Source organism: Achromobacter sp. 1014246743 (genome assembly GCF_059760725.1).
Genome location: NZ_JCBANA010000008.1, coordinates 86,993 through 113,781 on the forward strand (window position 1 = coordinate 86,993; position 26,789 = coordinate 113,781).

At 68.2% G+C, this 26,789-nt stretch carries 26 protein-coding genes; 16 read left to right on the top strand and 10 right to left on the bottom strand.

Annotation, left to right across the window (positions count from 1 at the left end):
* Positions 1–116: 116 nt before the first annotated feature.
* Positions 117–1,997 carry a sigma-54-dependent Fis family transcriptional regulator gene (locus tag AC6LJ2_RS05650; RefSeq protein ID WP_498150991.1) on the top strand — a complete coding sequence of 627 codons (1,881 nt, stop codon included), beginning with the start codon at positions 117–119 and terminating at the stop codon, positions 1,995–1,997.
* Here AC6LJ2_RS05650 and trpC read toward each other — a convergent pair.
* From trpC to rpe, 6 genes are all read right to left on the bottom strand, one after another.
* Entirely contained in the window at positions 1,994–2,782 is a 789-nt protein-coding gene (gene trpC / locus AC6LJ2_RS05655) for an indole-3-glycerol phosphate synthase TrpC (protein WP_263915433.1), read from the bottom strand. The genes AC6LJ2_RS05650 and trpC overlap by 4 nt on opposite strands.
* Positions 2,779–3,810: an anthranilate phosphoribosyltransferase gene (gene trpD, locus AC6LJ2_RS05660; RefSeq protein ID WP_025139783.1), complete on the bottom strand. Its 1,032-nt coding sequence runs from the start codon at positions 3,808–3,810 to the stop codon at positions 2,779–2,781. The genes trpC and trpD overlap by 4 nt, the downstream gene beginning before the upstream one ends.
* 12 nt (positions 3,811–3,822) lie before the next feature.
* Entirely contained in the window at positions 3,823–4,389 is a 567-nt protein-coding gene (locus AC6LJ2_RS05665) for an aminodeoxychorismate/anthranilate synthase component II (RefSeq protein ID WP_263915434.1), read from the bottom strand.
* A 53-nt stretch (positions 4,390–4,442) separates the two neighbouring features.
* Positions 4,443–5,963 (bottom strand): anthranilate synthase component I, encoded by a 1,521-nt coding sequence (gene trpE, locus AC6LJ2_RS05670; protein WP_263915435.1) that lies wholly within the window; start codon positions 5,961–5,963, stop codon positions 4,443–4,445.
* 250 nt (positions 5,964–6,213) lie between these two features.
* Positions 6,214–6,921 carry a phosphoglycolate phosphatase gene (locus tag AC6LJ2_RS05675; RefSeq protein ID WP_492265891.1) on the bottom strand — a complete coding sequence of 236 codons (708 nt, stop codon included), beginning with the start codon at positions 6,919–6,921 and terminating at the stop codon, positions 6,214–6,216.
* An 8-nt stretch (positions 6,922–6,929) separates the two neighbouring features.
* The gene (gene rpe, locus AC6LJ2_RS05680) at positions 6,930–7,652 is read right to left on the bottom strand and encodes a ribulose-phosphate 3-epimerase (RefSeq protein ID WP_263915438.1); all 723 of its coding nucleotides are present in this window, start codon (positions 7,650–7,652) and stop codon (positions 6,930–6,932) included.
* Between the two features lie 45 nt (positions 7,653–7,697).
* On the opposite strand from rpe, the gene apaG reads away from it, so the two are divergent.
* The 5 genes from apaG (at position 7,698) to AC6LJ2_RS05705 (ending at position 12,618) form a co-directional block, all read left to right on the top strand.
* Complete coding sequence (gene apaG / locus AC6LJ2_RS05685) at positions 7,698–8,072, top strand: Co2+/Mg2+ efflux facilitator ApaG/CorD (RefSeq protein WP_006392509.1); 375 nt, start codon at positions 7,698–7,700, stop codon at positions 8,070–8,072.
* A 40-nt stretch (positions 8,073–8,112) separates the two neighbouring features.
* Positions 8,113–9,414, top strand: a complete 1,302-nt coding sequence (gene mltA, locus AC6LJ2_RS05690) for a murein transglycosylase A (protein ID WP_263915439.1) — start codon at positions 8,113–8,115, stop codon at positions 9,412–9,414.
* Entirely contained in the window at positions 9,411–10,580 is a 1,170-nt protein-coding gene (locus AC6LJ2_RS05695; protein WP_498150992.1) for a UbiH/UbiF family hydroxylase, read from the top strand. Before mltA ends, AC6LJ2_RS05695 begins: the two co-directional genes overlap by 4 nt.
* Before the next feature lie 201 nt (positions 10,581–10,781).
* Positions 10,782–11,597, top strand: a complete 816-nt coding sequence (locus AC6LJ2_RS05700; RefSeq protein ID WP_498150993.1) for a DsbC family protein — start codon at positions 10,782–10,784, stop codon at positions 11,595–11,597.
* A 64-nt stretch (positions 11,598–11,661) separates the two neighbouring features.
* Complete coding sequence (locus tag AC6LJ2_RS05705; RefSeq protein WP_263915442.1) at positions 11,662–12,618, top strand: NAD(P)-dependent oxidoreductase; 957 nt, start codon at positions 11,662–11,664, stop codon at positions 12,616–12,618.
* 123 nt (positions 12,619–12,741) lie between these two features.
* Here AC6LJ2_RS05705 and ttcA read toward each other — a convergent pair whose 3' ends face one another.
* Both ttcA and folB read right to left on the bottom strand, forming a co-directional pair.
* Complete coding sequence (ttcA, locus tag AC6LJ2_RS05710) at positions 12,742–13,767, bottom strand: tRNA 2-thiocytidine(32) synthetase TtcA (protein WP_498150999.1); 1,026 nt, start codon at positions 13,765–13,767, stop codon at positions 12,742–12,744.
* Positions 13,768–13,883: 116 nt separating this feature from the next.
* Positions 13,884–14,243, bottom strand: a complete 360-nt coding sequence (gene folB / locus AC6LJ2_RS05715) for a dihydroneopterin aldolase (protein ID WP_263915445.1) — start codon at positions 14,241–14,243, stop codon at positions 13,884–13,886.
* Between the two features lie 124 nt (positions 14,244–14,367).
* Here folB and AC6LJ2_RS05720 point away from each other — a divergent pair, with 124 nt between their 5' ends.
* Entirely contained in the window at positions 14,368–15,270 is a 903-nt protein-coding gene (locus AC6LJ2_RS05720; protein ID WP_498150994.1) for an NAD(P)/FAD-dependent oxidoreductase, read from the top strand.
* 107 nt (positions 15,271–15,377) lie between these two features.
* Complete coding sequence (locus tag AC6LJ2_RS05725) at positions 15,378–16,292, top strand: helix-turn-helix domain-containing protein (protein WP_498150995.1); 915 nt, start codon at positions 15,378–15,380, stop codon at positions 16,290–16,292.
* 46 nt (positions 16,293–16,338) lie between these two features.
* On the opposite strand, the gene pcaD is transcribed toward AC6LJ2_RS05725, so the two are convergent.
* Positions 16,339–17,145: a 3-oxoadipate enol-lactonase gene (pcaD, locus tag AC6LJ2_RS05730; protein ID WP_263915448.1), complete on the bottom strand. Its 807-nt coding sequence runs from the start codon at positions 17,143–17,145 to the stop codon at positions 16,339–16,341.
* Between the two features lie 99 nt (positions 17,146–17,244).
* Between pcaD and AC6LJ2_RS05735 the strand changes: the two genes are divergently transcribed.
* From AC6LJ2_RS05735 to AC6LJ2_RS05745, 3 genes are all read left to right on the top strand, one after another.
* Positions 17,245–18,174, top strand: coding sequence for a LysR family transcriptional regulator (locus AC6LJ2_RS05735; RefSeq protein ID WP_445658027.1), 930 nt, complete (start codon positions 17,245–17,247; stop codon positions 18,172–18,174).
* Positions 18,175–18,376: 202 nt separating this feature from the next.
* The gene (locus AC6LJ2_RS05740) at positions 18,377–20,524 is read left to right on the top strand and encodes a TonB-dependent siderophore receptor (RefSeq protein ID WP_498150996.1); all 2,148 of its coding nucleotides are present in this window, start codon (positions 18,377–18,379) and stop codon (positions 20,522–20,524) included.
* 52 nt (positions 20,525–20,576) lie between these two features.
* Positions 20,577–21,131, top strand: coding sequence for a hypothetical protein (locus AC6LJ2_RS05745; protein ID WP_263915451.1), 555 nt, complete (start codon positions 20,577–20,579; stop codon positions 21,129–21,131).
* Between the two features lie 15 nt (positions 21,132–21,146).
* On the opposite strand, the gene AC6LJ2_RS05750 is transcribed toward AC6LJ2_RS05745, so the two are convergent.
* Positions 21,147–21,908 (bottom strand): maleate cis-trans isomerase family protein, encoded by a 762-nt coding sequence (locus tag AC6LJ2_RS05750; RefSeq protein WP_025139756.1) that lies wholly within the window; start codon positions 21,906–21,908, stop codon positions 21,147–21,149.
* A gap of 123 nt (positions 21,909–22,031) precedes the next feature.
* On the opposite strand from AC6LJ2_RS05750, the gene AC6LJ2_RS05755 reads away from it, so the two are divergent.
* From AC6LJ2_RS05755 to AC6LJ2_RS05775, 5 genes are all read left to right on the top strand, one after another.
* Complete coding sequence (locus AC6LJ2_RS05755; RefSeq protein ID WP_445658029.1) at positions 22,032–22,964, top strand: LysR substrate-binding domain-containing protein; 933 nt, start codon at positions 22,032–22,034, stop codon at positions 22,962–22,964.
* Between the two features lie 72 nt (positions 22,965–23,036).
* Positions 23,037–24,005, top strand: a complete 969-nt coding sequence (locus AC6LJ2_RS05760) for a Bug family tripartite tricarboxylate transporter substrate binding protein (RefSeq protein WP_498150997.1) — start codon at positions 23,037–23,039, stop codon at positions 24,003–24,005.
* Positions 24,006–24,671, top strand: coding sequence for a 3-oxoacid CoA-transferase subunit A (locus AC6LJ2_RS05765; protein ID WP_445658031.1), 666 nt, complete (start codon positions 24,006–24,008; stop codon positions 24,669–24,671).
* Between the two features lies 1 nt (position 24,672).
* A complete protein-coding gene (locus AC6LJ2_RS05770) occupies positions 24,673–25,365 on the top strand; it encodes a 3-oxoacid CoA-transferase subunit B (RefSeq protein WP_263915456.1) in 693 nt (230 codons plus the stop codon).
* 104 nt (positions 25,366–25,469) lie between these two features.
* Positions 25,470–26,441, top strand: coding sequence for a tripartite tricarboxylate transporter substrate binding protein (locus tag AC6LJ2_RS05775; protein ID WP_498150998.1), 972 nt, complete (start codon positions 25,470–25,472; stop codon positions 26,439–26,441).
* The last annotated feature ends 348 nt before the right edge of the window (positions 26,442–26,789 follow it).

Consider the following 26,789-nt stretch of genomic DNA (forward strand, 5'->3'; position numbering starts at 1 on the left):
AGTAGATTTCCACGCGCCAGCAACGGGCGTGGGCGGCGGTCAGCCGCCCCAGGGTGTCGCGTTTCGCGACACTGTCGCGGAACAGGTGTCGCAGAACACCGTCCAAGGAGACATGCATGGCCACTCATTCCCGTCGGCAATCGCTGACGCAAGCGCGCCAGCTGTTCAACCAGCAGGGCGCGGTCCCGACCGGGCTGGTTGCCGAGCCCATCCTGCGGTCGTGGCGCCGCTGCGCCGACCTGGGCTTCGACATGCGCGGCGCGCGTCGCGCCGAACTCATGACCGCCGGCGAACTGCGCGAGGCGCGCGAGCGCAACGACGCGCTGCGCCGCCTGTCCGAACCCGCCATGTCGCTCTTGCGCCGAGAAGGCGGCCGCGATGGCCTGGTGATCCTGTCCGATGCCCGAGGGCTGGTGCTCGACAGCGACGGCGACCTGGATTTCGCCCAGCGCGCGTCCCGCGTGGCGCTGATGCCAGGGGCGCCCTGGGACGAAGCCGCCGCGGGCACCAACGCCATCGGCACCGCCCTGGTCGAAGGCCGGCCCACGGTCGTGCATGGCGCCGAACACTATTTCGAACCCAACCGCATCCTGACCTGCGCGGCCGTGCCCATCACCGACAGCGAAGGCCGCATGCTGGGCGTGCTGGATCTGTCCAGTCCGGCGCGCGACGCCCGTCCCGACGTGCTGGCCTTGGTGCGCGCCGCGGTCGACCTGATCGAGCACCAGCTGTTCGACGCCGCGCACGAGCCCTGCGCCGTGCTGCGGCTGCATAGCGATCGCTCGGGCCTGGGCACGCCGGGCGAAGCCCTGCTGGCCTTCCAGGGCGACCTGCTGGTGGGCGCCAACCGCCGCGCGATGCTGGCGCTGGGCCTGGCCGCCACGGCCTTGGGGGTCTACCGCTACGCGGATCTGTTCGAAGGCGACCTGGAACACAGTCCCGATGCCGCCGGCCGCGTCCATGCGCGGTCCGGCGCGATCTACCACGCGCGCCTGCGCCTGCCGCGCAGCCGTACGCCCGCGCTACCCGCGCCTTCCCTGCGTTTGCCGACCCCCGCGGTAACGCCGGCGCCCGATGCGCGCGTCGGCATCGCCAGTTTCGACGCGACCACGCTGGGTGCGCTGGCGCGCGCCGTGCATCTGTCGGATGCGGGTGTGTCGATCCTGCTGCAAGGCGAAACCGGCGTGGGCAAGGAAGTGTTCGCGCGCCAGTTGCATGCCCGCAGCCGCCGCGCGGCGGGCCCGTTCGTGGCCGTCAATTGCGCGGCGCTGCCCGAAAGCCTGATCGAATCCGAACTGTTCGGCTACGAAGACGGCGCCTTCACCGGCGCGCGCCGCCAGGGCAGCAAGGGGCTGCTGCGACAGGCCCATGGCGGCGTGCTGTTCCTGGACGAAATCGGCGATATGCCGCTGACCTTGCAGTCGCGCCTGTTGCGCGTGCTGCAATCGCGCGAGGTCTCGCCGCTGGGCGCGGCGCGGCCGGTGGCCGTGGATTTCACGCTGGTGTGCGCCACCCATCGTGCGCTGGCACACGACGGCCCGGATGCGCCCGTGCGCCCCGACCTGTATTTCCGCATTGCCGAATACACCGTCACGCTTGCGCCGCTGCGCGCGCGCGCCGACCTGCGCGAACTCTTGCGCGCGCTATGGGCCGCGCAGGGCGCGGGCCCGGTACTGCCGGCCGACATCGAAGACACGCTGGTGCAATACGCCTGGCCGGGCAATTACCGCCAGCTGGCGGCCGTGCTGCGCACGCTGCATGTGCTGGCAGGCGCGTCGGGCGTGGTCGACCGCGAGATGCTGCCGGCCGAGGTGCGTGGCCAGACCGTCGCGGCCGCGCCCACGGCGGCCCCGGCCGCCAGCCTGCAGGCGATTGCCGACGACGCCATCCGCGCAGCGCTGGCCGCGCACGCAGGCAACGTCAGCGCCGCGGCGCGCGCGCTGGGCGTGCATCGCAGCACCTTGTACCGGCGGGTGGCGGCGTTGGGGCGGGCTTAGCCGACCAGTCGGGCCAGTTCGGCGCCCGGGTCCTTGGCGCGCATGAAGGCTTCGCCCACCAGGAAGGCGTCGACCTTGTGCTGGCGCATCAGCTTGACGTCTTCGGGCTTGAGAATGCCGCTTTCCGTCACGACGCGCTTGCCGGCGGGAATGCGCGGCAAGAGGTCCAGCGTGTTCTGCAGGCTGGTCTCGAACGTGCGCAGGTTGCGGTTGTTGATGCCGAGCAGCGGCGTCTTCAGCGTCAGCGCCACGTCCAGTTCCTGGGCGTCATGCACTTCCACCAGCACGTCCATGCCCAGTTCCATGGCCAGCGTCTCGTAGTCGCGCAATTGCGCCGGCGTCAGCGCCGCCACGATCAACAGCACGCAGTCCGCGCCCATCGCGCGGGCCACGATGATCTGGTAGGGATCGATCACGAAATCCTTGCGCAGCACCGGCAGCGAGCAGGCCGCGCGGGCCTGGCGCAGGTGGTCGTGCGAGCCCTGGAAGAACTGCACGTCGGTCAGTACCGACAGGCAGGCCGCGCCGTGCACGGCGTACGACGCCGCAATTTCAGCGGGCTGAAAGGTTTCGCGCAGAACGCCCTTGGACGGCGAGGCTTTCTTGATTTCGGCGATGACGCCGGCCTTGCCCTGCGAGATCTTGTCTTCGATGGCCTGGGCAAAGCCGCGCACGTCCTGGCGGGCCTGCGCTTCGCGCAGGACTTCGGCTTCGCTGCGCATCTGGCGAGCGGCGGCGACTTCCTCGACCTTGACGGCGAGGATCTTCGCGAGAATATCGTTCATTTCTGGAATTTCCGGGTATATGCGCAGAAATCTTCCAGCTTGGCTCGTGCCGCGCCGGTGGATATCAGTTCGAATGCTAGCGCTAAGGCTGCGGGAATGGAATCGGCTTTATTGCCTGCGTAGATGGCGAGACCGGCATTCAGCGCGACGATGTCGCGGGCGGTGCCCTCGACATTGTCCAGCGCCTCTATGACAAGTTCGCGCGACTGTTCGCGATTGGACACCTTGATGCTGCGATTGGACATCATGGATAGCCCGTAGTCCTCGGGGTGGATTTCGTACTCGCTGACCTTGCCGTCCTTGAGTTCGCCCACCATGGTGGCCCCGCCCAGCGAGGCCTCGTCCATGCCGTCCTTGCCGTGCACCACCAGCACGTGGCGCGAGCCCAGGCGTTCCAGCACGCGCACCTGGATGCCCACCAGGTCGGGGTGGAACACGCCCATCAGCTGGTTGGCGGCGCCGGCCGGGTTGGTCAGCGGCCCCAGGATGTTGAAGATGGTGCGCACGGCCAGTTCCTTGCGGACTGCCGCCACGTTCTTCATGGCCCCGTGGTGCGCGGGGGCGAACATGAAGCCGATGCCGGTGGCCTGGATGCACTCGGCCACCTGTTCGGGCGTCAGCACCAGATTGGCGCCCAGGGCTTCCAGCACATCGGCGCTGCCGCTGGACGACGAGGCGCTGCGGTTGCCGTGCTTGGCGATGGGCACGCCGGCCGCCGCCGCCACGAACATGGCGGTGGTGGAAATATTGAAGGTATGGCTGCCGTCGCCGCCGGTGCCGCACATGTCCAGCAGGTCTTCGGGGTTGGGCGTCACCACGGGCGTGGCGAATTCGCGCATGACCTGCGCGGCCGCCGTGATTTCGCCCACGGTTTCCTTTTTCACGCGCAGGCCCATCAGCAACGCGCTGGCGATCTGCGGCGACATTTCGCCGCGCATCAGCAGGCGCATCAGGTGCAGCATTTCGTCGTGGAAAATTTCGCGGTGTTCGATGCAGCGCGTCAGCGCTTCTGCGGGGGAGATCGTCACGGTGCGTCCTTCTTAGGCGAGGTTCAGGAAATTGCGCAGCAGGGCGTGGCCGTGTTCGCTGAGCACGGATTCGGGGTGGAACTGTACGCCGTACAGGGGCAGCGTCTTGTGGCGCACGCCCATGATGTCGCCGTCCGGCGCCGTGGCGGTTACGGCCAGGCAGTCGGGTAGCGTTGCCGGGTCGATGGTCAGCGAGTTGTAGCGAATGACAGTGTACGGCGTCGGCAGGTCGGTGAAGAGGTCGGTGCCGGTGTGCGAGATCTGCACCGTCTTGCCGTGCATGATCTGCTGGGCCCGGACGATGTCGCCGCCGTAGGCCGCGCCGATGGCCTGGTGGCCCAGGCACACGCCCAGGATCGGCTTCTTGCCGGCGAAGGCCTGGATCACGGGCACCGAGATGCCGGCTTCGGCCGGCGAGCACGGGCCGGGCGACACGCAGATGCGGTCCGGGTTCAGTGCGGTGATCTCTTCCAGCGTGATCTGGTCGTTGCGCGCCACGCGCACGTCTTCGCCCAGTTCGCCGAAGTACTGCACCAGGTTGTAGGTAAACGAATCGTAGTTATCAATCATCAATAGCATTTTTCTCTCCAGGCGGGCCGTCGCGCGGCTCGGGGCGGGTATCGGGGCGTGCCTTAGATGGGTTCGTCCAGGCCGTGCTGCACCTGCTCGGCGGCGCGCAACACGGCGCGGGCCTTGGCTTCGGTCTCGGCCCATTCGGCTTCGGGGTTGGAGTCGGCGACGATGCCGGCGGCGGCTTGCACGTACAGCGTGCCGTCCTTGATGACGCCGGTGCGAATAGCGATGGCCACGTCCATTTCACCGCCGTACGACAGGTACCCCGCCGCGCCGCCATAGATGCCGCGGCGCACGGGTTCGAGTTCGTCGATGATCTTCATGGCCTCGACCTTGGGCGCGCCGGTCAGCGTGCCGGCCGGGAACGAGGCGCGCAGCACGTCCATGCTGCTCATGCCAGGATTGAGATTGCCGGTCACATTGGACACCAGGTGCATCACGTGCGAATAGCGTTCGATGACCATGGTGTCGCTGACCTTGACCGAGCCCACTTCGGCCACGCGGCCGACGTCGTTGCGCGCCAGGTCGATCAGCATCACGTGCTCGGCCACTTCCTTGGGGTCGGCGCGCAGCTCGGCGGCCAGCGCGGCATCTTCCTCGGGCGTGGCGCCGCGCTTGCGGGTGCCGGCCAGCGGGCGGATAGTGATCTGCGACTTGGGCGTGCCGTCGACCACGGCGCGTTCCTGGCGCACCAGGATCTCGGGCGACGCGCCCACCACCTGGAAGTCGCCGAAGTTCCAGAAATACATGTAGGGGGAGGGATTGAGCGACCGCAGGGCGCGGTAGAGGGACAGCGGGGAATCGCGGAAGGGCTTGGCGATGACCTGGCCGATCTGCACCTGCATCAGGTCGCCGGCGGCGATGTGTTCCTTGGCGCGGTGCACGGCCGCCAGGTAGTCTTCTTTCTTGAAGTCGCGCCGCTCTTCGGTCTGCATGCTGGCGTGGCTGTACGGGATTTCGACCGGACGTCGCAGGCGCGCGCGCAGGTCGTGCAGGCGCTGCTGGGCGCGGCTGTAGCTTTCGGGCTGGGCGGGGTCGGCGTAGACCATCAGGTAGATGCGGCCGGCCAGGTTGTCGACGATGACCAGTTCGTCCACGTGCATCAGCATCAGGTCGGGCGTGCCGCCTTCCATGCCGGCCGGGAAGGGCTTGACGGCCGGGCCCAGGCAGGGCTCGATGTGGCGCACGGTGTCGTAGCCGAAATAGCCGGCCAGGCCGCCGCAGAAGCGCGGCATGCCGGGGCGCAGGGCCACCTTGAAGCGGCTCTGGTACTGCTCGATGAAGGCCAGGGGATCGCCGTCATGGGTTTCGGCGACCTTGCCGTCGTGCAGCACCTCGGTGCGGGTGCCGCTGGCGCGGATCACCGTGCGGGCCGGCAGGCCGATGAACGAATAGCGGCCGAAGCGTTCGCCGCCCACCACCGATTCCATCAGGCAGGTCATGCGGCCGGCCTGGGGGCCGGCGTGGGCCAGCTTCAGGTAGATGCCCAGCGGGGTGTCCAGGTCGGCGTAGGTCTCGGCCACCAGGGGGATGCGGTTGTAGCCTTGCGCGGCCAGGGCTTTGAATTCGATTTCGGTCATGTCGGGTCTCGTGGGCAAAGTGTCTGCTTGGGGACCGGGCGCACAACAAAAAGCCCGGTCCAGGTATCTGGTTCCGGGCTTGGCTCTGTGTTTTGCACAGTATCGGCGCTAGGCGGTGGTGTACGCGTCCAGGGCCGGGAAGGGAATCATCGCCACCCGGAAGACAAACGCCACCAGCGCCACGAGGCGCCGAGCATTTGGTTCTGGATGGAAACGTTCATCAGGTCAGGTAAGGATTCGGTATTTCGGTTCAGACCGCGGTTTTCGCGGCGTTCTGGTTTTGATTCCAGAGCGCCACCCACTGGGCGGCGTTGACAAGCGTGTCAACTATACCATCGACATCCAGCTCGCGCACGTCACGGCCTTCGTTGTAACCGTAAGGCACCACCAGCACCTGGGTGCCGGCGCTGCGGCCCGCCTGGGCGTCGTTGATGGAATCGCCGATGGTGACGGCTTCGTCCACGGTGACGCCCAGCAGTTCGCAGGCATGCAGCACCTGGTCAGGGTCCGGCTTGCGGCGCGGGCAGGTGTCGCCGCACACCACGGCGTCGAAAAAGCCCGCCAGGCCCGTGCGCTGCAACAACGGCAGGGTGAACTCGGTGGGCTTGTTGGTGACCACGGCCAGCTTCAGGCCCTGGTCGCGCATGTGCTTCAGGCCCTCGATGACGCCCGGGTAGACCCGCGCGCGCTCGCCGTTGACCAGGTGGTAATGGCGGTAGAAGGCCTCGCGGGCGCGCTCGAAATCTTCCGGCGAGGGGTCGGCGGCATCCAGGCTGCCCGCCAGGCTGCGGCGCACCAGGTTGTCCACGCCCTTGCCCACGAAGGTGGCCACGACGTCCTCGCGCAGCGAGATCATGCCCAGTTCCACGCGCATGGCGTTGGCCGCGAAGGCCAGGTCGGGGATGGAGTCGAGCAGGGTGCCGTCCAGGTCCAGCAGCGCGGCGCGAAAGGCGGTCATGGCGTTCCTCAGATGGCGGTGGTTTCGCCGACGGCGATCTGCTCGCGCATGGCCGTGATGATGCCGGCGTAGTCGGGCTTGCCGAAAATGGCCGAACCGGCCACGAAGGTGTCGGCGCCCGCGCGGCGGATTTCGGCGATGTTGTCGATTTTCACGCCACCGTCCACCTGCAGCATGATTTCCTGGCCGCCGGCCTGCATCCAGGCGTCGATCCTGGCGCGGGCCTCGCGCAGCTTGGTCAGCGTGGCGGGAATGAAGCTCTGGCCGCCAAAGCCGGGGTTGACCGACATGATCAGCACCAGGTCGATCTTGTCCATCACGTAGTCCATATAGGACAGCGGCGTGGCCGGGTTGAACACCAGGCCGGCCTTGCAGCCGCTTTCGCGGATCAGGGACAGCGTGCGGTCGACGTGGCGGCTGGCATCGGGGTGGAAGCTGATGTAGTTGGCGCCGGCGCTGGCGAACATGGGCACCAGGGCGTCCACGGGTTCGACCATCAGGTGCACGTCGATCGGCACGGACACATGGGGACGGATCGCCGCACAGACCATCGGGCCGATGGTCAGGTTGGGCACATAGTGGTTGTCCATCACGTCGACGTGGATCCAGTCGGCGCCGGCGGCCACGACGTTGCGGACTTCCTCGCCCAGGCGGGCAAAGTCGGCGGACAGGATGCTGGGGGTAATGCGGGTAGGGGACGTAGACATGATGTTCGGGGTTGGGGAAGGCATAATGTGCCATTATTGCAGTTTGAGCGTGCCACACAGGGAAGGGCTGTGAAACCTTACGACCTTAGCGTCTCCGTCTCTCCGCGCTTCGTGCCGGAACAGTCCGATCCTGGCGAGCAGCAATTCGTGTTCGCCTATACCGTTCGCATCACCAATACCGGTGAGCATCCGGCCCAGGTGATCAGCCGCCACTGGATTATCACCGATGGCAACCAGCGCGTGCAGGAAGTGCGCGGGCTGGGCGTCGTGGGCCAGCAACCGCTGCTGGCGCCCGGCGAGACCTTCGAATACACCAGCGGCTGTCCCCTGCCCACGCCGGTGGGCACGATGCGCGGCACCTACCATTGCGTCGGCGAGAACGGCATTCCGTTCGAAGTGCCGATCTCCGAATTCGTCCTGGCCATGCCGCGTACCCTGCATTGACCGGGGCGCGGCCACTCGTTGTACGGTTTTCCATCTGCTCATGAAGCGCATTCTTAGCCTGTCCGTGCTGTCAGTCCTGCTGGCGGCATGCAGCACGACCTCCGAGGTCCCTCCCGATTCCGGCCAGCCGGGCCCGTCCGGCCCGCGTTCCACTGCCGTCGATGGCCCCCTGGTGGTGCCGGCGCTGTCGGCCCTGCCCGATACCCCGCCGCGCGCTCTGGCAGGCAAGTTCAAGGCGGCCTCGTGGGCCGAGATGCCGGGCTGGTCCAACGACGACCTGGCGCAGTTCTGGCCCTTGTTCCTGCGCAACTGCAAGGGGCTGATGCGCCCGACCAGCGGCAACCTGGCCGCGCCGGCCCGTGCCACCCCGCGCGCCTGGCAGCCGGTCTGCGCTGCCGCGGCCGATCCGGCCCGCGCGCCCGCCGCCACCGACATCGAGGGCGTGCGCCGCTTCTTGCAGACCTACCTGCAACCCTGGCGCCTGAACGCCCCTGACGGCAAGCCGGCGGCCAACACCGTCACCGGCTACTACGAACCCCTGGTGCGCGGGTCGCGCCGCCAGGGCGGCAATTACCAATGGCCGCTGTATGCCGTGCCGGCCGACCTGCTGACCATCGACCTGGGGTCGGTGTACCCGGACCTGGCCGGCAAGCGCGTGCGCGGCAAGCTCGAAGGCAAGCGCGTCGTGCCCTACGACACCCGCGCCGCGATCGAATCCTCGGGCCGCCGCCCGCCGGTGGTGGTCTGGGTCGACGACCCTGTCGACAACTTCTTCCTGCAGGTGCAGGGCTCGGGTCGGGTGCAACTGACCGACGGCCCCGACACCGGCAAGACCATCCGCGTGGCCTATGCCGACCACAACGGCCAGCCCTACGTGTCCATCGGCCGCTGGCTGGCGGACCGTGGCGAGCTGTCGGCCGACCAGGCCTCGATGCAGAACATCCGCGCCTGGGCGCAGCGCAATCCCAAGCGCGTGCCCGAGATGCTCAACGCCAACCCGGCCGTGGTGTTCTTCCGCGAAGAACCCGTGATCGACCCCGAACTGGGCCCCAAGGGCGCCTACGGCGTCAACCTGGCCCCGCGCCGCGCCATCGCGGTGGACGCCGGCTTCGTGCCGCTGGGCACGCCCGTGTTCCTGGCCACCACCTATCCGGCGTCCGACCGGCCGTTGCAGCGCCTGGTGTTCGCGCAAGACACCGGCACCGCCATCCGGGGCGCGGCTCGCGCCGACTTCTACTGGGGCTACGGCGAAGAAGCCGGCCAACAGGCAGGCCGCATGAAGCAGCGCGGCCAGATGTGGCTGTTGTGGCCCAAGCAAGCCGGGGAGCCCAGCGCAAGATGACCCACCAGATCGTCGTTTGCGGGGCCGGCATCGTCGGCCTGTCGTCCGCCCTGGCGCTGGCCCGCCGCGGCCAGCGCGTGGCGCTGCTGGCGCCGCGCACCGCCGTGCCGCCGGCCGATCCCAACCACTACCATGCCCGCGTCTATGCCATTTCGCCCGCCAGCCAGCGTTTCCTGGCCGAGCTGGGCGTCTGGGACGCCATGCCGTCAGCCCGCCTGACGCCGGTGCAGGCCATGGAAATCCATGGCGACGCCGACGGCCTGGTGCACCTGAACGCCTGGCAGGCGGCCCTGCCGCAACTGGCCTGGATCGTCGAATCCGGCGAAATCGAACGGGTGCTGATCCAGGCCGTGCGCATGTTCGGCATTCCCTGGATCGAAGACCGCTGCACCGGCTACCAGGCCGGCACGGTCGAGACCGAAGGCGGCGCTCGCCTGCAGGCGGAACTGTTCGTGGGCGCCGACGGCGCCGCCTCGCCGCTGCGCACTGCCGCCGGCTTGAAGCACGACGCCGTGTCGTACAACGACACCGGCCTGGTCGTGAACCTGGACGCCGAACACGCCCACCAGGGCACGGCCTTCCAATGGTTCCGCGACGACGGCGTGCTGGCGCTCTTGCCGTTGCCCGATACCGCCGACGGCCCGCAGGTGTCCATGGTCTGGTCGATGCGCAGCGAGCGCGCCGCCGAACTGCTGGCCCTGCCGGCCGACGAGCAGGCCGCGCGGCTCGAATCCCTGCTGGAACACGCCGCGCAAGGCCGCCTGGGCCGCCTGAAGGTGCGCAGCAAGCTGCACGGCTTTCCGTTGACGCTGGAACGCGCCCAGATGGTCGCGCCCGGCATCGCGCTGGCGGGTGACGCCGCGCACCGGCTGCATCCCTTGGCCGGGCAGGGCCTGAACCTGGGGCTGGGCGACGTCGAGGCCCTGGCCCGCACCGTGGCCGGGCGCGAGCCCTACCGCCAGGCAGGTGACCTGCGGGTGCTGCACCGCTACCAGCGCGCGCGCGCCGAGCCGGTGCTGGCCCTGCGGCTGGCCACCGATGGCCTGCACAAGCTGTTCGGGTCGCACGCCACGCCGCTGGTCTGGCTGCGCAACGCCGGCATGCACTGGGTCGAGCGGGCCCCACTGATCAAGCGGCGCCTGATCGCGGGCGCCTCCACGAATTGAAGGGGGGCGAGGCCCCGTTTTTCGTATCGCCTGCGGGCGGCCGCCGGAATCGGCGCATTGAGGAACCCGTACGGGTCCCGACCGGTCTGATTCCCATGGTCCTGGCGCCAGGCCCCGGCATTGCCCGGCGCCGCGTCACACCGGATCGGTTACGCTTTCCGCCTACGTATGCGATACGTCACGATAATTACAGGAGTCCCCATGAATTTCCGTTTTCCCGCCGCGCTGGCCGCCTGCTTCATGGCCGCGGGCCTGGGTTTGTCCGCAGGCGCCCAGGCGCAGGCGCAGGCGCCGGCCAAGGGCGACAAGTCCATTTCCACCAGCACGGTGGGGCAGCCGGCCAAAGGCGACAAGAGCTATTCCACCACCCAGGTGGCGCCGGCGGATCCCGTGGCGGACGCCGTCAAGGACCGCTTCAAGCAGCGCTTTTCCGGCATGGACGTCACCGCGGTGCGCCGCACGCCCTATGGCCTGTTCGAAGTGCAGCTGGGCATGGACCTGATCTACACGGACGAAAAAGTCACCTGGGTCATGGAAGGGCCGCTGATCGACGCCATGACGCGCCGCGACGTCACGCGCGAAGCGCAGGAAAAGCTGGGCACCATTCCGTTCGACCAGCTGCCGCTGGACCTGGCCATCAAGCAGGTCAAGGGCGACGGCTCGCGCAAGGTCGCGATTTTCGAAGACCCCAACTGCGGCTATTGCAAGCAGTTGCGCAAGACCCTGGAAGACGTGGACAACCTCACCGTCTACACCTTCCTGTATCCCATCCTGTCGCCCGACTCCAACGTGAAGGTGCGCGACGTCTGGTGCTCGAAAAACCCGGGCAAGGCCTGGGACGACTGGATGCTGCGTGGCCAGAAGCCGGCCACCGCCAATTGCAGCGTGCCTGAAGACAAGCTGCTGGCGCTGGGCAAGCAGCTGATGGTGCGCGGCACCCCGACCCTGTTCTTCCCCGACGGCTCGCGCATCAGCGGCGCGCTGCCGCTGGACCAGCTCAAGGCACGACTGAACTGACCGGCGCCGATCGCGCCGGCCGGGGGGCTGGCGCGGCGAGCGCCACGCCACCCGGAGACAAGACTTGAAAATCGCAATCCTCGACGATTACCACGATGTCGCCAAACGCTACGCCGACTGGGGTTCCCTGGGCGGCGATGCCGAGGTACAGATCTTCAACAACTTCATTCCCGACGAACAGGTCGAGGCCACCCTCGAACCGTTCGACGTGATCATCGCCATGCGGGAACGCACGCCGTTCCCGGCCGAGCGCATCCGCGCACTGCCGCGCCTGCGCCTGCTGGTCACCACCGGCATGCGCAACAATGCCATCGACATGCAAGCCTGCACCGCGCAGGGCATCGTCGTCAGCGGCGCGCCCGGCAGCGCCGACGCCAATACCGCCACCGCCGAACTGGCGTGGGCGCACATCCTGGGCCTGTTCAAGCACCTGACCGCCGAAGACGCGGCCATGCGCCGCGGCATGTGGCAGACGGGCATGCCCGAGCCGCTGGCCGGCAAGCGGCTGGGCGTGCTGGGCCTGGGCAAGCTGGGCGCGGCGGTGGCCAAGGTTGGCCTGGCTTTCGGCATGGACGTGGTGGCCTGGAGCCCCAACCTGACCGACGAGCGCGCGGCCGAGGCCGGCGTCAAGCGGGTGGACAAGCACGAGCTGTTTTCCACGTCCGACGTCGTCAGCCTGCACTTGATCCTGTCCGACCGCAGCCGCCACATCGTCGATGCGGCCGCGCTGGCCGCCATGAAGCCGACCGCCTATCTGGTCAACACGTCGCGGGCCGGCCTGGTCGACCAGGAAGCCCTGATGGATGCACTGGTGAAGTTCCGCATCGCGGGCGCCGGGCTGGATGTGTTTGACGAAGAGCCGCTGTCGCCCACCGACAATGTGCGCGACCTGGACAACGTCATCCTGACGCCGCACCTGGGCTATGTCAGCCGCGAGAATTTCGAGGCGTTCTATCGCAATGCGCTCGAAGCCGTGAAGGCCTGGCAGGCCGGGACGCCGGTGCGGGTGTTGAACGCGTAGCGGGCCTGCGTGCCTTGAGCGCCAGGCCGGCGCTCAAGGCACGCGTACCGGTCGAGCGCCGGCACGCGTTGTGTGATCCATGCCCACCGGGGCCCTTGTCGCCTTGGCCCGCATTCGCGGCATTCAGCCGCGCCTGAACATCACTTTCTTTTCAACGATGCCGTCGGGCGCCTGCGCTGGCGGGGCCGCGGTGTCGCCGCAGGCGTCATCGCCCTCGGTCGGGTCCACGGTGTCGAACGCCGTGTCGCCGTTGGCGTCCGGCACGCCGCTCGGCTTGAGGCCGACGAAATCGAACAGGTTGCGGTCCATCAGGTGCGACGGCACCACGCGCGACAGCGCGTTGAAGACGTTCCACGAGCGGCCGGGGTGCTGCTTGTCCCATTCCTTGATCATGCGGCCGACTTCCTTGCGCTTCAGGTTTTCCTGCGAGCCGCACAGGTTGCACGGAATGATCGGGAACTGCTTGAGTTCGGCATAGGCGATCAGGTCGGTCTCGGGCACGTAGGCCAGCGGGCGGATCACCGTGTGGCGGCCGTCGTCGGACACCAGCTTGGGCGGCATGCCCTTGGCCTTGCCGCCGTAGAACAGGTTCAGGAAGAACGTGCCCAGGATGTCATCGCGGTGGTGGCCCAGCGCAATCTTGGTCGCACCCAGCTCGGACGCCACCCGGTACAGGATGCCCCGGCGCAAGCGCGAACAGAGCGAGCACATGGTCTTGCCCTCTTCGAGCACGCGCGTGACGATCGAGTAGGTGTCCTGCGTCTCGATGTGAAACGGCACGCCCAGTTCGGTCAGGTAGCGCGGCAGGATGTCGGCGGGAAAGCCGGGCTGCTTCTGGTCCAGGTTGACGGCGATCAGCTCGAACGGAAACGGCGCGCGCTTTTGCAGCTGGAGCAGGATGTCCAGCATGGCGTAGGAATCCTTGCCGCCGGACAGACAGACCATCACGCGGTCGCCCGCCTCGATCATGTTGTAGTCGGACAGCGCGCGCGTGGTTTCACGCGCCAGGCGCTTGGTCAGCTTGTTGCCTTCGTGGCGGGCTTTTTTCTCGTCGGGCCGTCCCAAGGGAAAAACGCCCCCCTGGGGGGCAGCAAGCGCGTCTTGCGCGCGCGGCGTGGGGGCTTCAACTTTCTCGTCGGGCCGTCCCAAGGGAAAAACGCCCCCCTGGGGGGCAGCAAGCGCGTCTTGCGCGCGCGGCGTGGGGGCTTCAACTTTTTCGGCTTCGGTGCGAAAGCGGATGCCGGGGGGAGCGATATCGTTCATGGTCAACGCGAGAGCTGGATTTCCACGCCCACCGCCGCACAGTCGGAAAAGGCCATGGGCTTGCTGATGCGCAGGCGCAGCGAGCGGATTTCCTGGAAGTCGGCCAACAGGCGTGCGGCGACTTGTTCGGACAGGGTTTCGATCAGGTTCACATGCGCCTGGGTGCATTCCTCGACGATGGCTTCGCGCAGGCGGCGGTAGTCCAGCACGCTGTGGATATCGTGGTCGTCGACCGCGCGCTGGATATCCACGTCGAATTCGGCGTCGACATGCAGGGGCTGGGTGGCACGGCGCTCGTGTTCGAGAATGCCGATGCGGGCGTCGAGCGCGAGCCCGGAAAGGATGATGCGGCGTGTGGGCATGATGAAAACCTGGGTGGAATAGGCGGAATTGTAAGGCGATGCCGGGCCGGGGTTGGCGCGCTGGCTACAATTCGGCCATGTCCGGGCGCCCGCGAGGGGCCGGCAATGGCAAACAAGGGGTGAAATGCAACAGATGCACGATGCGGTCATTGTAGGGGGCGGCCCGGCCGGCGCTTCCTGCGCCCTGTGGCTGGCCCGGCTGGGCCTGGCGCCGCTGCTGGTCGAAGCCGGCGACCGCCTGGGCGGCCTGAGCAGCGACAACCCGTTCACGGACGACTGGATCGCCGTGCTGCCCGGGGTGACCGGCCAGCAGGTGGCCGCCAATATCGACACCAGCGTGCGCGCCGCCGGCGTGCCGCTGCGGCTGGGTGCCCGGGTGACGGCGGTGCGGCCCTGCAAGGGCGGCATCGAGGCCACCTTGGTCGAGAAAAATGGGGGCGCATCACAGGTGCGCGGCCGCACCCTGGTGATCGCCTCCGGCGTACGCGCCAAGGGCTTTCCGGAACACCCGCCTGGATCGCGCTGGCCCGGCGTGCTGATCGGTCCGGGGTCGCCCATCGTGGCGCAGGACTACTCCGGCCTGTCGGTCGCGGTACTGGGGGGCGGCGACAACGCTTTCGAAAATTACGTCTACGTGCGCAACCGCGGCGCTGCCACGGTGCACCTGTACGCCCGCAGCGTGCGGGCCCAGCAGCAGTGGGTGCAGCGCGCCGGCAAGGAAGGCGTGCGTATCGGCCCCTACCAGGTCGACCCGGCCACGCGCAGCGTGGATGGCCGGCAGTATGACCTGATCCTGGTGTTCTACGGCTGGGAGCCGCAGGCGTCGTTTGCCGACGATCTGCACCTGGCGCGCGACGAGCGCGGCTATATCCGCACCGATGTCGCCACCGCCGAAACCAGCGTGCCGGATATCTACGCCATCGGCGAGGTGGCCCACCGCATGCACCCCTGCGTCGTGACGTCGATGGCGGATGGCGTCGTGGCGGCCAAGGCGATCCAGCGGCGCTGGGAGCGGGCGGGGCAATAGCACGCTGCGCAGCGCAGGCAGGGCGACCGGATTGAGCCCGTGCAGGACTTAGGTAATAATAATTATTCTCAAATGAGCCTGTTGTCCGGTTCGGCCGGATCGATCCCATGCCTTTCATGCGCACCCGCGCCGCGGTTCCTGCCGCCGAACACCATCGCGTCGACGCGGCGCTGGACCTGGCCAACGGAGGCTCTTTGCGTGCCGGCGTGTTCCGCCGCGGTACTACCGAGTGGCGCGAGGAATCCCTCTATCCGGGCCTGAAGGTCATCTTGATCGATGGGCAGGTGCAAAGCCGTGTCGAAGATCGCGCGCCGCTGACGTTGCGGGGACCAACGTTGTGCCTGGCCTGGAATCCCGGGCAGGCGCAGGGCGCTGACGCCTTCGCGGCCGGCGTGGACCAGCGCTACACGCTGGTCACGTTGCCGGCCGCATCCCTGTGGAATGAGTTGGGCGTGGAGCCGGATTTCTTGCGGGGCTTGTACGCGGCAGCGGGCGACCCCACGGCGGGCGCGGGCCGGCCAGTCATCTGGCACGGCGCCGCGGGCCGCGAGGCGCGGCGCATCGCCGATCAGGTGCGGGTCTGCCGCTACGAGGGGCCGGCGCGGGGCCTGTACCTGGCCGCGAAGGGGCTGGAACTGGCGGCCATCGCGCTGGCGCAGGCCGTGCCGGCGCCACGGCAGCAGACGCATCAGGCGGCCCCGCTGGCCGCCGCCCGCGAGCTGGATGCGGCCCACGAGGCACGTCGCCGGCTGGCCGCCGACCTGCGCGGCGCACCGTCGTCATCGGCGTTGGCACGTGAGCTGGGCCTGCACACCCGCAAGCTGGATCAGGCCTTCAAGCGTGCGTTCGGCGTCAGCATGGCGCGCTACCTGCAAGAGGCGCGCCTGGCCCACGGCCGCGAACTGATCTTGAATGGCGGCCTGAGCGTGTCAGAAGCCGCCTGGCACGTGGGCTATGCGCCCGCGCATTTCTCGGTGGCATTTCGCCGCCGCTTCGGCGTCCCGCCCAGCGCATTGCGCTGATGCCGGTGACCGCCGGCCTCGCACAACCCGGTAACCGGCCACCACGCTAGGCGCGACCGCTCGGCAACAGGAAGCCCAGCACAGCCTCGCGGAATTCGTCCGGGCGTTCGATGTTGGACAGGTGCACCGCCTGCAGCGTCAGCAGCTTCGCATCGGGTATGGTCGCGGCGATCTGTTCGCTGTGGCTGGCGGCGGTGACCGTGTCGTCGCGCCCGGCGATCACCAGCGTGGGCCGCGGGATCAGCGCAATGGTGCGGCGCAGGTCCATGTCCCGCACCGCCGCGAAATTGCCCGCCAGACCGTGCTTGTCGGTCGCCAGCAGCATGGCGCGGAAGGCGTCGATGACGGGGCCGCCGGCCCTCAGCAGTGAAGCCGGGAACCAGTTTGCCAAGAACGTCTCGGCCGTTTCGGTCATGTCGGGCGCCTGCAGCGTGGCGGCGATGCGTTCGTCCCATTGCGGCGTCGGCCCGAGATAGGGCGAGGTGTTGGCCAGAATCAGGCGGTCGATGCGCTCGGGCGTGTGCACGCCCAGCCATTGGCCGATCATGCCGCCCAGCGACAGCCCCAGGAAGTGCGCGCGCGCCACGCCCAGCGCGTCGAACAATTCGAGTGTGTCGCCTCCCAGCCGATCCAGCGAATACGCGCCAGCCGGCACGCTGGAGCCGCCGTGGCCGCGGGTGTCGAACCGCAGCACGCGGAAATGCCGCGCCAGCGCCGGCACCAGATCGTCCCACATGTGCAGCGTGGTGCCGATGGAGTTCGATAGCGCCAGAACCGGCCGGGCGGCGTCGCCATCCCAGCGGTAGGCGATGCGGGTGCCGTCGCCCGTGGTGATGAAAGAGTCGGTCTGCATGATGGCCTCATGGAAGAAGGTTCGATGAGACAGATCGTAGTTGCGGCCCGATTTTTAAGATATTACAAAGATCGCACAGAGATTGTCGGAAAAATAGACATGAGCGAATTCACGTTGCACGACTTGCAGTGCTTCGACGCGGTGGTGCGGGCGGGCGGCTTCCAGGCCGCCGCCACGCAGCTGCATCGGTCCCACCCGGCCGTGTTCGCCGCGGTGGCCAAGTTGGAGCGCCAGCTGGGCCTGGTCTTGCTGGACCGGGCCGGCTACCGCGTCAGGCCGACGCCGGCCGGGCAGTCGTTTCACCTGCGCGCGCAGGCCCTGCTGCGCGAACTGGCCGGCTTGCGTGCCCACGCCGAACAGTTGGCGATGGGCCAGGAAACCGAATTGAACGTGGTGATCGGCGACTTCTGCCCACGGCCCCTGCTGCTGGGTTGGCTGGGCCAATTCTTCGCACAGTGGCCGGCTACGCGATTGAACCTGCATTTCGAGGCGGTGACCGGCCCCTGGGAACGCCTGATGGACGGCGATGCCGACCTGATCCTGCATCGCGTCGAACCCGGCGAGGCGCAGGTCGAATGGCTGGACCTGGGCAGCGTGCCGTTCGTGCCGGTGGCCGCGCCTGGCTATCTGGGCACGCCCGCGCCACGCACCATCAAGCCGGCGCAACTGCGCGACTACACGCAGTGCGTCATGCGCGACACCGCCCGCCATACGCCCGCACGGAACTACTTCATGGTCGAAGGGGCGCGCCAGTGCACGGTCGCGGACCAGCTGATGAAGAAAGAGATCCTGCTGCAAGGCCTGGGTTGGGGCCACATGCCGCGCTTTCTGATCGAAGACGAACTGCAGGATGGCCGTCTGGTGTCGTTGGCCAACCGCCACTTGCCCGGCAGCACCGAAACACTGGCGGCCGCGCGGCGCGGCGACCGGCCGCAGGGGCCGGTGATGACGCACTTGTGGCAGGCCCTGCGCGAGCAGGCGCCCGCCATCCGCCAGGCCGTGTCGCCGGTGAAAAAGCGAAAGCCTTAATCCGGAATTCGAAAGCCTTTCCGATTGCCCGCCGCTCTTCCAATGAAGATGATTATCAATCTTGTTTATTGGGTTGGAAGCGGAGGAAATTGTGGGCATCAAGACACGTGGGGCGCACGGGGGGCGGGGTAGGCCGGCGCGACGGAAACACGCAGCTCACGCAGGCGCGGCACATGCCGCACGGTGGTGGCGGCGCGGCGCCGTGGCGGTTGGCCTGGCGGCGTGCGCCGCCGGCGCCCAGGCGGCAGAACCGGACACTGCCCTGCTGGCGCCGGTCACGGTGCAGGGCGAGCAGGCCGGCGTCACCGAAGGCAGCGCGTCCTACACGGCGCCCAGCGTCACCGTCGGCGGCAAGCTGCCGCTGTCGCTGCGCGAGATTCCGCAGTCGGTGTCGGTCATTACGCGCCAGCGCATCGAAGATCAGAACCTGGTGTCGCTGGAAGACGCCATGGCGCAGACGCCGGGCATCACCATCGACCTGGCCGCCACCGCGGCGATTCCGCAGTTCTATTCGCGCGGCTTCCAGATCGAGTATTTCCAATACGACGGCGTGCCGATGCAGACGGGTGGCGCGTCCTGGGCGCAGCCCGACCTGTTCATGTTCGACCACGTCGAGCTGCTGCGCGGCGCGGCCGGCCTGTTCAATGGCGCGGGCCAGCCCGGCGGCGTCATCAACCTGGTGCGCAAGCGCCCGACGCGCGAACTGCAGTTTTCCGGATCGGCCAGCGCCGGGTCCTGGGACAACTACCGCGGCGAACTGGACCTGTCCACGCCGCTGAACGCCTCTGGCTCGGTACGCGGCCGCATCGCCACGGCGCAGGAAGACCGCAAGTATTTCTATGACGTGGCCAACTCGCAGAAGCAGGCCTACTACGGCATTGTCGAGGCCGACCTGGGCGAGCGTACGCTGCTGACCCTGGGCGGCAGTTACCAGCAGCGCGACTGGCTGCCCTACATGATGCACCAGCCTCGCTACAAGGACGGCGGCGATCTCGGCCTGACGCGCGGTACCTACCTGGGCGCCGACTGGAATCGCTGGGACTTCGAGAACACGCAGGTGTTCGCCGAACTGGCCCATCAGTTCGCGTCCGACTGGACGGTCAAGCTCAACGTCAACCAGGCCGACGAAACCAGCAAGCTCAAGTACGCCTACGTGCGCGGCGGGGTCGATCGCCAGACTGGCCTGGGGCCGCGGCTGTACGGCGGCGCCAACCAGTACCGCAACCGGCAACTGGGCCTGGACCTGATGGTGACCGGCGCGTTCGAGGCGCTGGGCCGCCGCCACGAACTGGTGATCGGCGGAAACTGGTACGACCGTAGTGCGCGGGCCTACAACGCGTATTCCTTGCCGGGCTTTCCGGCGCGGTCGGTGGATGTCTTCCATTACGACGTCAACGACTATCCCGAGCCGGCCGACCCGCAATGGGGTAGCAAGAGCGACGTCAAGACCCGCCAATCCGGTGTGTACGCCATGACGCGCCTGAAGCTGGCCGACCCGCTGACGCTGGTGCTGGGCTCGCGCATGAGCTGGTGGCGCACGCAGAGCAGGAATCTCATCACCGGCCGCAGCGATCCGGCGGTCAGCGAGCATGGCCGCATGACGCCCTATGCCGGCCTGGTCTACGACATCGACAGCCACTGGACCGCCTACGCCAGCTATGCCGACATCTTCCGCGTGCAAAGCGATCTGCGCACGGCGGATGGCGGCTCCTTGCCGCCGGTAGTGGGGGCCAACTACGAGGCGGGCCTCAAAAGCGAATGGCTGGACGGCAAGCTGAATACGTCCTTCGCACTGTTTCGCATCACCGAGCGCAACCGCGCCCAACGCGACCCCGCCTATCCCGACGTGGGCGACTGCTGCTATGACGCCAGCGGCCAGGTGCGCAGCCAGGGCCTGGAAGCCGAGGTCTCGGGCCGCATCGCGCCAGGCTGGGAAGTCGCGGGCGGCTATACCTTCAACACCACCCGTTACCTGAAAGACAACACCAATGGCGGCGCGGCCTTCAGGACGTTCACGCCCAAGCACATCTTCCAGCTATGGACCACCTACCGATTGCCTGGTGAATGGAACCGCTGGAGCGTGGGCGGCGGCGTCAACATCAAGAGCGGCATCTACACCGAAAGCGCCGTGCAGGGCCCGGTCCGCGGCAGTTCGGTGCGCGTGTCGCAGGCCGGGTACGCGATCTGGAACGCCCGCATCGGCTACCGCGTCAGCGATCACGTGTCGCTAGGCCTGAACGTGAACAACCTGTTCGACAAGGTCTATTACCAGCGGCTGGGCAACGCCGACATGGGCAACGCCTATGGCGAGCCGCGCAGCGCCATGCTGAACCTGCGGGTCAAGTATTGAGGCGGGGGCGGTCCGCATTCGCCTTTCATGAACGAACGACAAGGAGAAATCCATGCATGCATTCCTGACGCGCGCGCTGCGCGCCACCATCCTGGGCGCTGCGCTCTGCGCAGGCGCGGCGGCTCAGGCTGCCACGCCTGCGGTGCCGGCACCTGCGCCCTCTGCGACTGCCGCCCTCGCGCCCGCCTGGGCTGCCGGCGAATACCGCTGGACGGTCGACGACCGCAATGGCGAGCCGCCCTACACGCTGCGTCTCTACGTGCAGCCGTTGCCCTCGGGCGACTATGCGCTGACCGGAAGCCTGCTGCTGGATGATGCGGAACTGGGCGCCTACGGGTCGGCGCGCCTGCGCGACGGCAAGCTGGTGCTGGACCTGACGGCCAGCGGCGGCGTGCTGCAGGCGCCGATCGACGAAGGCAAGCGGCGCCTCTACCCCAAGGGCCGCGCGCCCGAACGGGTCGACTCGGCCGGCTTTGCCACGATGCGCGCGCTGCTCGACCCGGCATCGCTCGATGGGGTGGTGCAGCGCTACCAGACCAACGTCATGACGGGCCACCACGTGCAGGGCCCGATGTACGCCAACAGCGTCATCCGCCGCGCACCCTGAAAGTGCGGGCGCGGATCAGTACTTGCCGGTGAGCAGCGCGCCGGCATCGGGCACGCGCGTCTCCAGACCCAGCACCTTGAGCATGCGATACACGGTGGCCGCGGCCGCGGTCACCACCGGCAGGCCCAGGCGGTCCTGCACCGGCTGAATCGAGGCCAGCGACGGCATCTGCACGCAGGCCGAAAGTACCACCGCATCCACGCCGCGCGTGTCCAGGCGATTGACGTGGCTGGCCGGCGCCAGCGGGTCCTGCGCGCCCACCTTCAGGTTGTCGGCGATTTCCAGCGACAGGCTGTCGTGCACCTCGATGCCTTCGTTTTCGATGTAGTCCACCACCATCTTGGTCAGCGGCTTCATGTAGGGCGTCAGGATGGCGACCTTGCGCGCGCCGATGGCGTGCAGGCCTTCCACCAGTGCGCCGGCGCTGGAAATGACGGGTGCCGGCGCGCCGTTGTCGACGGTCGCCTGGTGCAGCCGCTCCTGCGATACGCGGTGGTAGCCCAGGCCTTGCGCCATGATGGCCACCAGGCAGGCGTAGCCCAGCACGTCCACGCGGGCGTCGGACAGCTCTTGCGCGCAGCGGTCGGATTCGCGGTCCATCGAGGCCAGCTCGGCCGCCGTCACCTGCTTCATGCGCATGCGGCTGGAATGGAAGGTGAAGCGCTCGGGCGCGATGGTCTCGCGCAGCCGCAGCATGGCCGGGATTTCCGTTTCCATGGTGGTATTGGAACTGGGAACGATCTGGCCGATGCGCAGAGCGCGGGGCGGCGTGGTCATGGCGGGGCCTCCGGGGGAAATGGTCTGCGCCCGATCGGCGCCAAACAATTCTGCTCGCCGCGAACGATAGTTTCCAATATAGTTTTTGTCTGGTTTCATATCTTTCGCAAATCAATGGCCACCATGGAACTCCGCCAACTTCGTTATTTCGCCGTGCTGGCCGAAGAGCTGAACTTCACCCGCGCCGCCGCCCGGCTGCATATTTCGCAGCCGCCGCTAAGCCTGCAGATCGCGCAGCTTGAACGCGAGCTCGACGTCAAGCTGTTCGACCGCAACAACCGCCGGGTGGCGCTGACCGAGGCCGGCGCGGCCTTCCTGAACGACGTGCGCGCCACGCTGGCCGGCCTGAAGGACGCCACCGTGCGAGCCCGCGAAGTCGACCAGGGCAGGGCGGGGCGCATCGAGATCGGCCTGTCCGGATCGCACTTCCTGGGCCCGGTGCCGGCGCTCATCGCCCGCCACGCCGCCACCCATCCGCAGGTTTCCGTGCTGCTCAACGAAATGAACCCGGCCGCGCAGCTGGATGCGCTGCGCGGGCAACGCATCGACGTCAGCATCTCGCGCACCGCGGTCGATGACGACGAACTGCAATCGCTGGCGCTCTGGCCCGACCCCGTGGTGGCGGCCTTGCCCGCCGGCCACCGGCTCGCGGCCAGAAAACGCCTGGCGTTGGCCGACCTGGCGCAGGATGCCTTCGTGATGCTGCGTCCGGACACCTCGGGCTTTGCGCGCGGCCTGGCCGACGCCTGTGCTCGCGCCGGCATCGCACACACCGTGGCCCAGCGCGTGGCCGAAGTGCCCGCTCAATTGGCGCTGGTGGCGGCCGGACTGGGCGTGGCGCTGGTGCCCCAGTCCGCCTGCGGCCATTTCGGCGATCGCATCGCGGTCTGCGCGCTGCCCGCCGAACTGTCGCGCGGCACCGTCTACGCCGTCACCCGGCGCCAGGGCCGCAACCGTGCCTTGCAGGCCTTTCTGCAGACTGCCGGCAAGATTGCCGCGCGTCGCGACGTCGCCTCTTCGGCACAGGCGAAGCCGCTCCTCCACATTCCGGAATAGGCATTTGCGCCTGCCGCGCACACACTCTCCCGCACAAGTTGATCCGTTCGATGATCACGTAGGGAGACAAGCATGTTGCACCCGCAACGCTGGCTGGCCGCCAGCGCGCTGGCGATCACCCTGGCGGGCCCCGCGCAGGCGGCCTGGCCCGAGCGACCCATCACCCTCATCATCCCGGCCTCGCCCGGCGGCACCACCGACATCGCCGCGCGCCTCATCGCGGACAAGCTGGCCGCCAGGCTGGGGCAGCAGGTCATCGTTGAAAACCGCGCCGGCGCGGCCGGCATCATCGGCGCCCAGGCCCTGGCCCGTGCCAAGCCCGACGGCTACACGCTGCTGATGGGCAACATCGGCCCCAACGCCATCAACTACGCCCTCTACAGGACGCTGCCCTACCAGGCCGCCGACTTCGCGCCCATCACGCGCGTCATCTCGGTGCCCAACGTGCTGGTCGTCAATGCGGCTTCGCCCACGCACAACGTGGCCGACCTGCTGGCCGACGCGCATCGCGAGCCGGGCAGGATCTCGTTCGGCAGTTCCGGGTCCGGCCAGTCGCCGCACCTGTCCGCCGAACTCTTCAAACAGCGCGCCGGCATCCAGGGCACCCACGTGCCCTACAAGGGCGCCGGTCCCGCCGTGGCCGCGCTGCTGGGCCAGCAGTTCACCTTCATGATCGACAACCTGCCCAGCTCCATGCCGTACATCCAGTCCGGCAAGCTGCGCGCGCTGGCCGTCACCAGCGACCAGCGCCTGGCCGAGCTGCCCGACGTGCCCACCATGGGCGAGGCCGGCGTCAAGGACATGGTCGTCACCGCCTGGTTCGGCCTGGTCGCGCCCGCCGGCACGCCGCGACCAATCATCGACACCCTCTATGCCGCCACCCGCGACGTGGTCCGCAGCCCGGACATCAGCGCGCGGTTCCGCGCCATGGGCGGGCAGGCCGGCGGCGAGACGCCGGCCGAGTTCGCTGCCTTCATCGACCAGGAACGCGCGCGCTGGCAACAGATCGTGGCCGCCGCGGGCATTGCGCAGGAGCAATAAGTGATCGACAAGATTCAGGCGTCCATGGCCGAGGCCGTGGCCATCATTCCCGACGGCGCTTCCGTGCTGGTCGGCGGCTTCGGCGAAGCCGGCGTACCCTTCGAACTGCTGCATTGCCTGGCCGAACTCGGCCGCCGCGACCTGACCCTGATCGCCAACAACGCCGGCACCTGGGACCGGGGCATCGCCGCGCTGCTCAACCGCAGGCAGGTCAGGAAAATCATCTGCTCGCACCCGCGGCCGCCCAACTCCGAAGCGTTTGCGCGCGCCTTTCGCGCCGGCGAGGTCGAACTGGAGTGCGTGCCCCAAGGCACCCTGGCCGAACGCCTGCGCGCAGCCGGCGCCGGGCTCGGGCCGTTCTACACCCCCACCGGCTACGGCACCGAACTGGCCCAGGGCCGCCACCAGGAAGTCATCGACGGCGTCGGCTACGTGCTCGAACAGCCGCTGCGCGGCGACTACGCCCTCATCCGCGCCCACCTGGGCGATCGCTGGGGCAACCTCATGTACCGCCACGCCGCCCGCAACTTCAACCCCGTCATGTGCATGGCCGCCGGCCACGCCATCGCCCAGGTCGACGACGTCGTGCCGCTGGGCACCTTCGTGCCGGAGCAGATCATGACCCAAGGCCTCTTCGTCAAGGCCGTCGTCCGGGTGGAGACCTGACATGCAGACCCCCCTGACCCGCCAACAAGTCGCCCAACTGCTCGCCAACGACATCCCCGACGGCGCCATCGTCAACCTCGGCATCGGCATGCCCACCCTGGTCGGCGACTACCTGCCGCCCGACAAGGACATCCTGCTGCAAAGCGAAAACGGCATTCTCGGCATGGGCCCCGCCGCCGTGGGCGACGCCATCGACCCCGACCTCATCAACGCCAGCCGCCTGCCCATCACGTTGCTGCCAGGCGCATCCATCACCGAGCACACCATCTCGTTCGCCATGATGCGCGGCGGCCATCTCGACTACGCCGTGCTCGGCGCCTTCCAGGTCTCCGAAAGCGGCGACCTCGCCAACTGGAAAACCGACGCCGCCGACGCTATCCCCGCGGTGGGCGGCGCCATGGATCTGGCCGTCGGCGCCAAGCAGGTCCTGGCCATCATGGAACACCGCGATCGCGACGGCGCGCCCAAGATCCTGCGCCGCTGCCGCTATCCGCTCACCGGCGCCGGCGTCGTCACCCGCATCTACACCGACCTGGCTGTCATCGACGTCACCCCCGACGGCCTGCGCGTCCACGCCGTCCTGCAAGGCATCAGCCCCGACTTCCTGCAGTCCGTCACCGAAGCCCCGCTGCAGTTCCCCGACCCGCTGCGCACCATCCAGCTCGATCCCGCCGGCACCCCGCGCTACGTGTGATCTTGCGCGCTGGTGTGTTGGCTGGCGCACCCGCAGGGCGCAAAAGCAGGACACGCCAGCCGCATCCGCGCAGACCTCTCGTCCGAAAACCCAGGAGCCCCCCCATGCCCCGTTCCTCCCTCGCTGCCCTGGCCGCCGCCGCGGTGACTCTGCTCGCGGCCTTCCCGGCACAGGCTGCCGGCCCGTATCCCGACAAACCCATCACCCTGCTGATTCCCTACCCGCCAGGCGGCAGCGCCGACATCCTCGCCCGCCCGCTGGGCGCCGCCCTGCAAAAGAAGTGGGGCCAGCCCGTCGTCCTGGAATACAAACCCGGCGCAGGCGGCGCCATCGCCTCCTCGCAACTGGCCCGCGCCAAGCCTGACGGCTACACCCTGCTCATGGTCCTGGCTGCCCACGCCATCAACCCCAGCCTCTACCCCTCGCTACCCTACGACACCCGCCGCGACTTCGCCCCGGTCTCCCTCGTCGCCACCTTGCCCATGCTCGTCTCGGCCCCGCTCGCCACGCCTGCCGACAACATCCCCGACCTCATCGCCTACGCCAAGTCCCACCCCGGCAAACTCAGCTTCGCCTCCGCCGGCAACGGCAACACCAGCCACCTCGCCGCCGAAATGTTCAAGGCCCGCACCGGCACCGACATGATGCACGTCCCCTACAAAGGCAGCGGCCCCGCCGTCGTCGCCCTGCTGGGCGGCGAAGTCTCCCTGATGTTCGACAGCATCTCCACCTCGCTCCCCCAAGTCCAATCCGGCAAACTCAAGGCCCTGGCCGTCACCGGCGACCACCGCTCCCCCTTGCTCCCCAACGTCCCCACCGTCGCCGAATCCGTCCCCGGCTTCGTCGTCAACGGCTGGTACGGCATCCTGGCCCCCGCCGACACCCCACCCCCCATCATCGACACCCTGAGCACCGCCATCGCCACCGCCATCCAGACCCCCGACCTGAAGGCCCAACTGAACAGCTACGGCTACGAAACCGTAGGCTCCACCCCCCAAGCCTTCGGCGACCACATAGAAAAAGAACTCGCCACCTGGAAACAAGCGGTAGAAGTCTCAGGCGCAAAGCTGAACTGAGCAACGCAACGACAAGTCGCCAACACCCCCCCCCGAAATCACAGCACCCCCGCCGCAAGCGCGCAGCGTCATCACGCGACGCAAGACACCGCGTAAGCCGAGCAAGGCCGCCCGCGCGGCCGGCACGAGGCGGGCCCCGCAAACCTCTCCAACCCCAAACTGACGGCGGCCACCACGCCAAGCAAGAAGCCCGCCCCAGCGCCCACCAGTAAGGCACATCAGGAGCGCGTGACGGGGCAGGCGGGGGGAGGACGGGGGAGACCCGGGCGAAGACACCGGGCCGCAAGCTAGACTCCGCCCCCCCCCCACCCCCTATACACTCTTCACGCCCCACTCACAAAAGCTGTA

What these genes read in the sequence shown, in the direction of transcription:
- AC6LJ2_RS05775 (WP_498150998.1), top strand. Translation starts at nt 25,470, where the DNA reads ATGCCCCGTTCCTCCCTCGCTGCCCTGGCCGCCGCCGCGGTGACTCTG.
- AC6LJ2_RS05720 (WP_498150994.1), top strand. Translation starts at nt 14,368, where the DNA reads ATGCAACAGATGCACGATGCGGTCATTGTAGGGGGCGGCCCGGCCGGC.
- rpe (WP_263915438.1), bottom strand. Translation starts at nt 7,652, where the DNA reads ATGCCTTCCCCAACCCCGAACATCATGTCTACGTCCCCTACCCGCATT.
- AC6LJ2_RS05665 (WP_263915434.1), bottom strand. Translation starts at nt 4,389, where the DNA reads ATGCTATTGATGATTGATAACTACGATTCGTTTACCTACAACCTGGTG.
- trpC (WP_263915433.1), bottom strand. Translation starts at nt 2,782, where the DNA reads ATGAACGATATTCTCGCGAAGATCCTCGCCGTCAAGGTCGAGGAAGTC.
- AC6LJ2_RS05700 (WP_498150993.1), top strand. Translation starts at nt 10,782, where the DNA reads ATGAATTTCCGTTTTCCCGCCGCGCTGGCCGCCTGCTTCATGGCCGCG.
- AC6LJ2_RS05725 (WP_498150995.1), top strand. Translation starts at nt 15,378, where the DNA reads ATGCCTTTCATGCGCACCCGCGCCGCGGTTCCTGCCGCCGAACACCAT.
- AC6LJ2_RS05745 (WP_263915451.1), top strand. Translation starts at nt 20,577, where the DNA reads ATGCATGCATTCCTGACGCGCGCGCTGCGCGCCACCATCCTGGGCGCT.
- pcaD (WP_263915448.1), bottom strand. Translation starts at nt 17,145, where the DNA reads ATGCAGACCGACTCTTTCATCACCACGGGCGACGGCACCCGCATCGCC.
- trpE (WP_263915435.1), bottom strand. Translation starts at nt 5,963, where the DNA reads ATGACCGAAATCGAATTCAAAGCCCTGGCCGCGCAAGGCTACAACCGC.
- AC6LJ2_RS05650 (WP_498150991.1), top strand. Translation starts at nt 117, where the DNA reads ATGGCCACTCATTCCCGTCGGCAATCGCTGACGCAAGCGCGCCAGCTG.
- folB (WP_263915445.1), bottom strand. Translation starts at nt 14,243, where the DNA reads ATGCCCACACGCCGCATCATCCTTTCCGGGCTCGCGCTCGACGCCCGC.
- AC6LJ2_RS05750 (WP_025139756.1), bottom strand. Translation starts at nt 21,908, where the DNA reads ATGACCACGCCGCCCCGCGCTCTGCGCATCGGCCAGATCGTTCCCAGT.
- AC6LJ2_RS05755 (WP_445658029.1), top strand. Translation starts at nt 22,032, where the DNA reads ATGGAACTCCGCCAACTTCGTTATTTCGCCGTGCTGGCCGAAGAGCTG.
- AC6LJ2_RS05695 (WP_498150992.1), top strand. Translation starts at nt 9,411, where the DNA reads ATGACCCACCAGATCGTCGTTTGCGGGGCCGGCATCGTCGGCCTGTCG.
- AC6LJ2_RS05770 (WP_263915456.1), top strand. Translation starts at nt 24,673, where the DNA reads ATGCAGACCCCCCTGACCCGCCAACAAGTCGCCCAACTGCTCGCCAAC.
- mltA (WP_263915439.1), top strand. Translation starts at nt 8,113, where the DNA reads ATGAAGCGCATTCTTAGCCTGTCCGTGCTGTCAGTCCTGCTGGCGGCA.
- AC6LJ2_RS05675 (WP_492265891.1), bottom strand. Translation starts at nt 6,921, where the DNA reads ATGACCGCCTTTCGCGCCGCGCTGCTGGACCTGGACGGCACCCTGCTC.
- AC6LJ2_RS05735 (WP_445658027.1), top strand. Translation starts at nt 17,245, where the DNA reads ATGAGCGAATTCACGTTGCACGACTTGCAGTGCTTCGACGCGGTGGTG.
- AC6LJ2_RS05760 (WP_498150997.1), top strand. Translation starts at nt 23,037, where the DNA reads ATGTTGCACCCGCAACGCTGGCTGGCCGCCAGCGCGCTGGCGATCACC.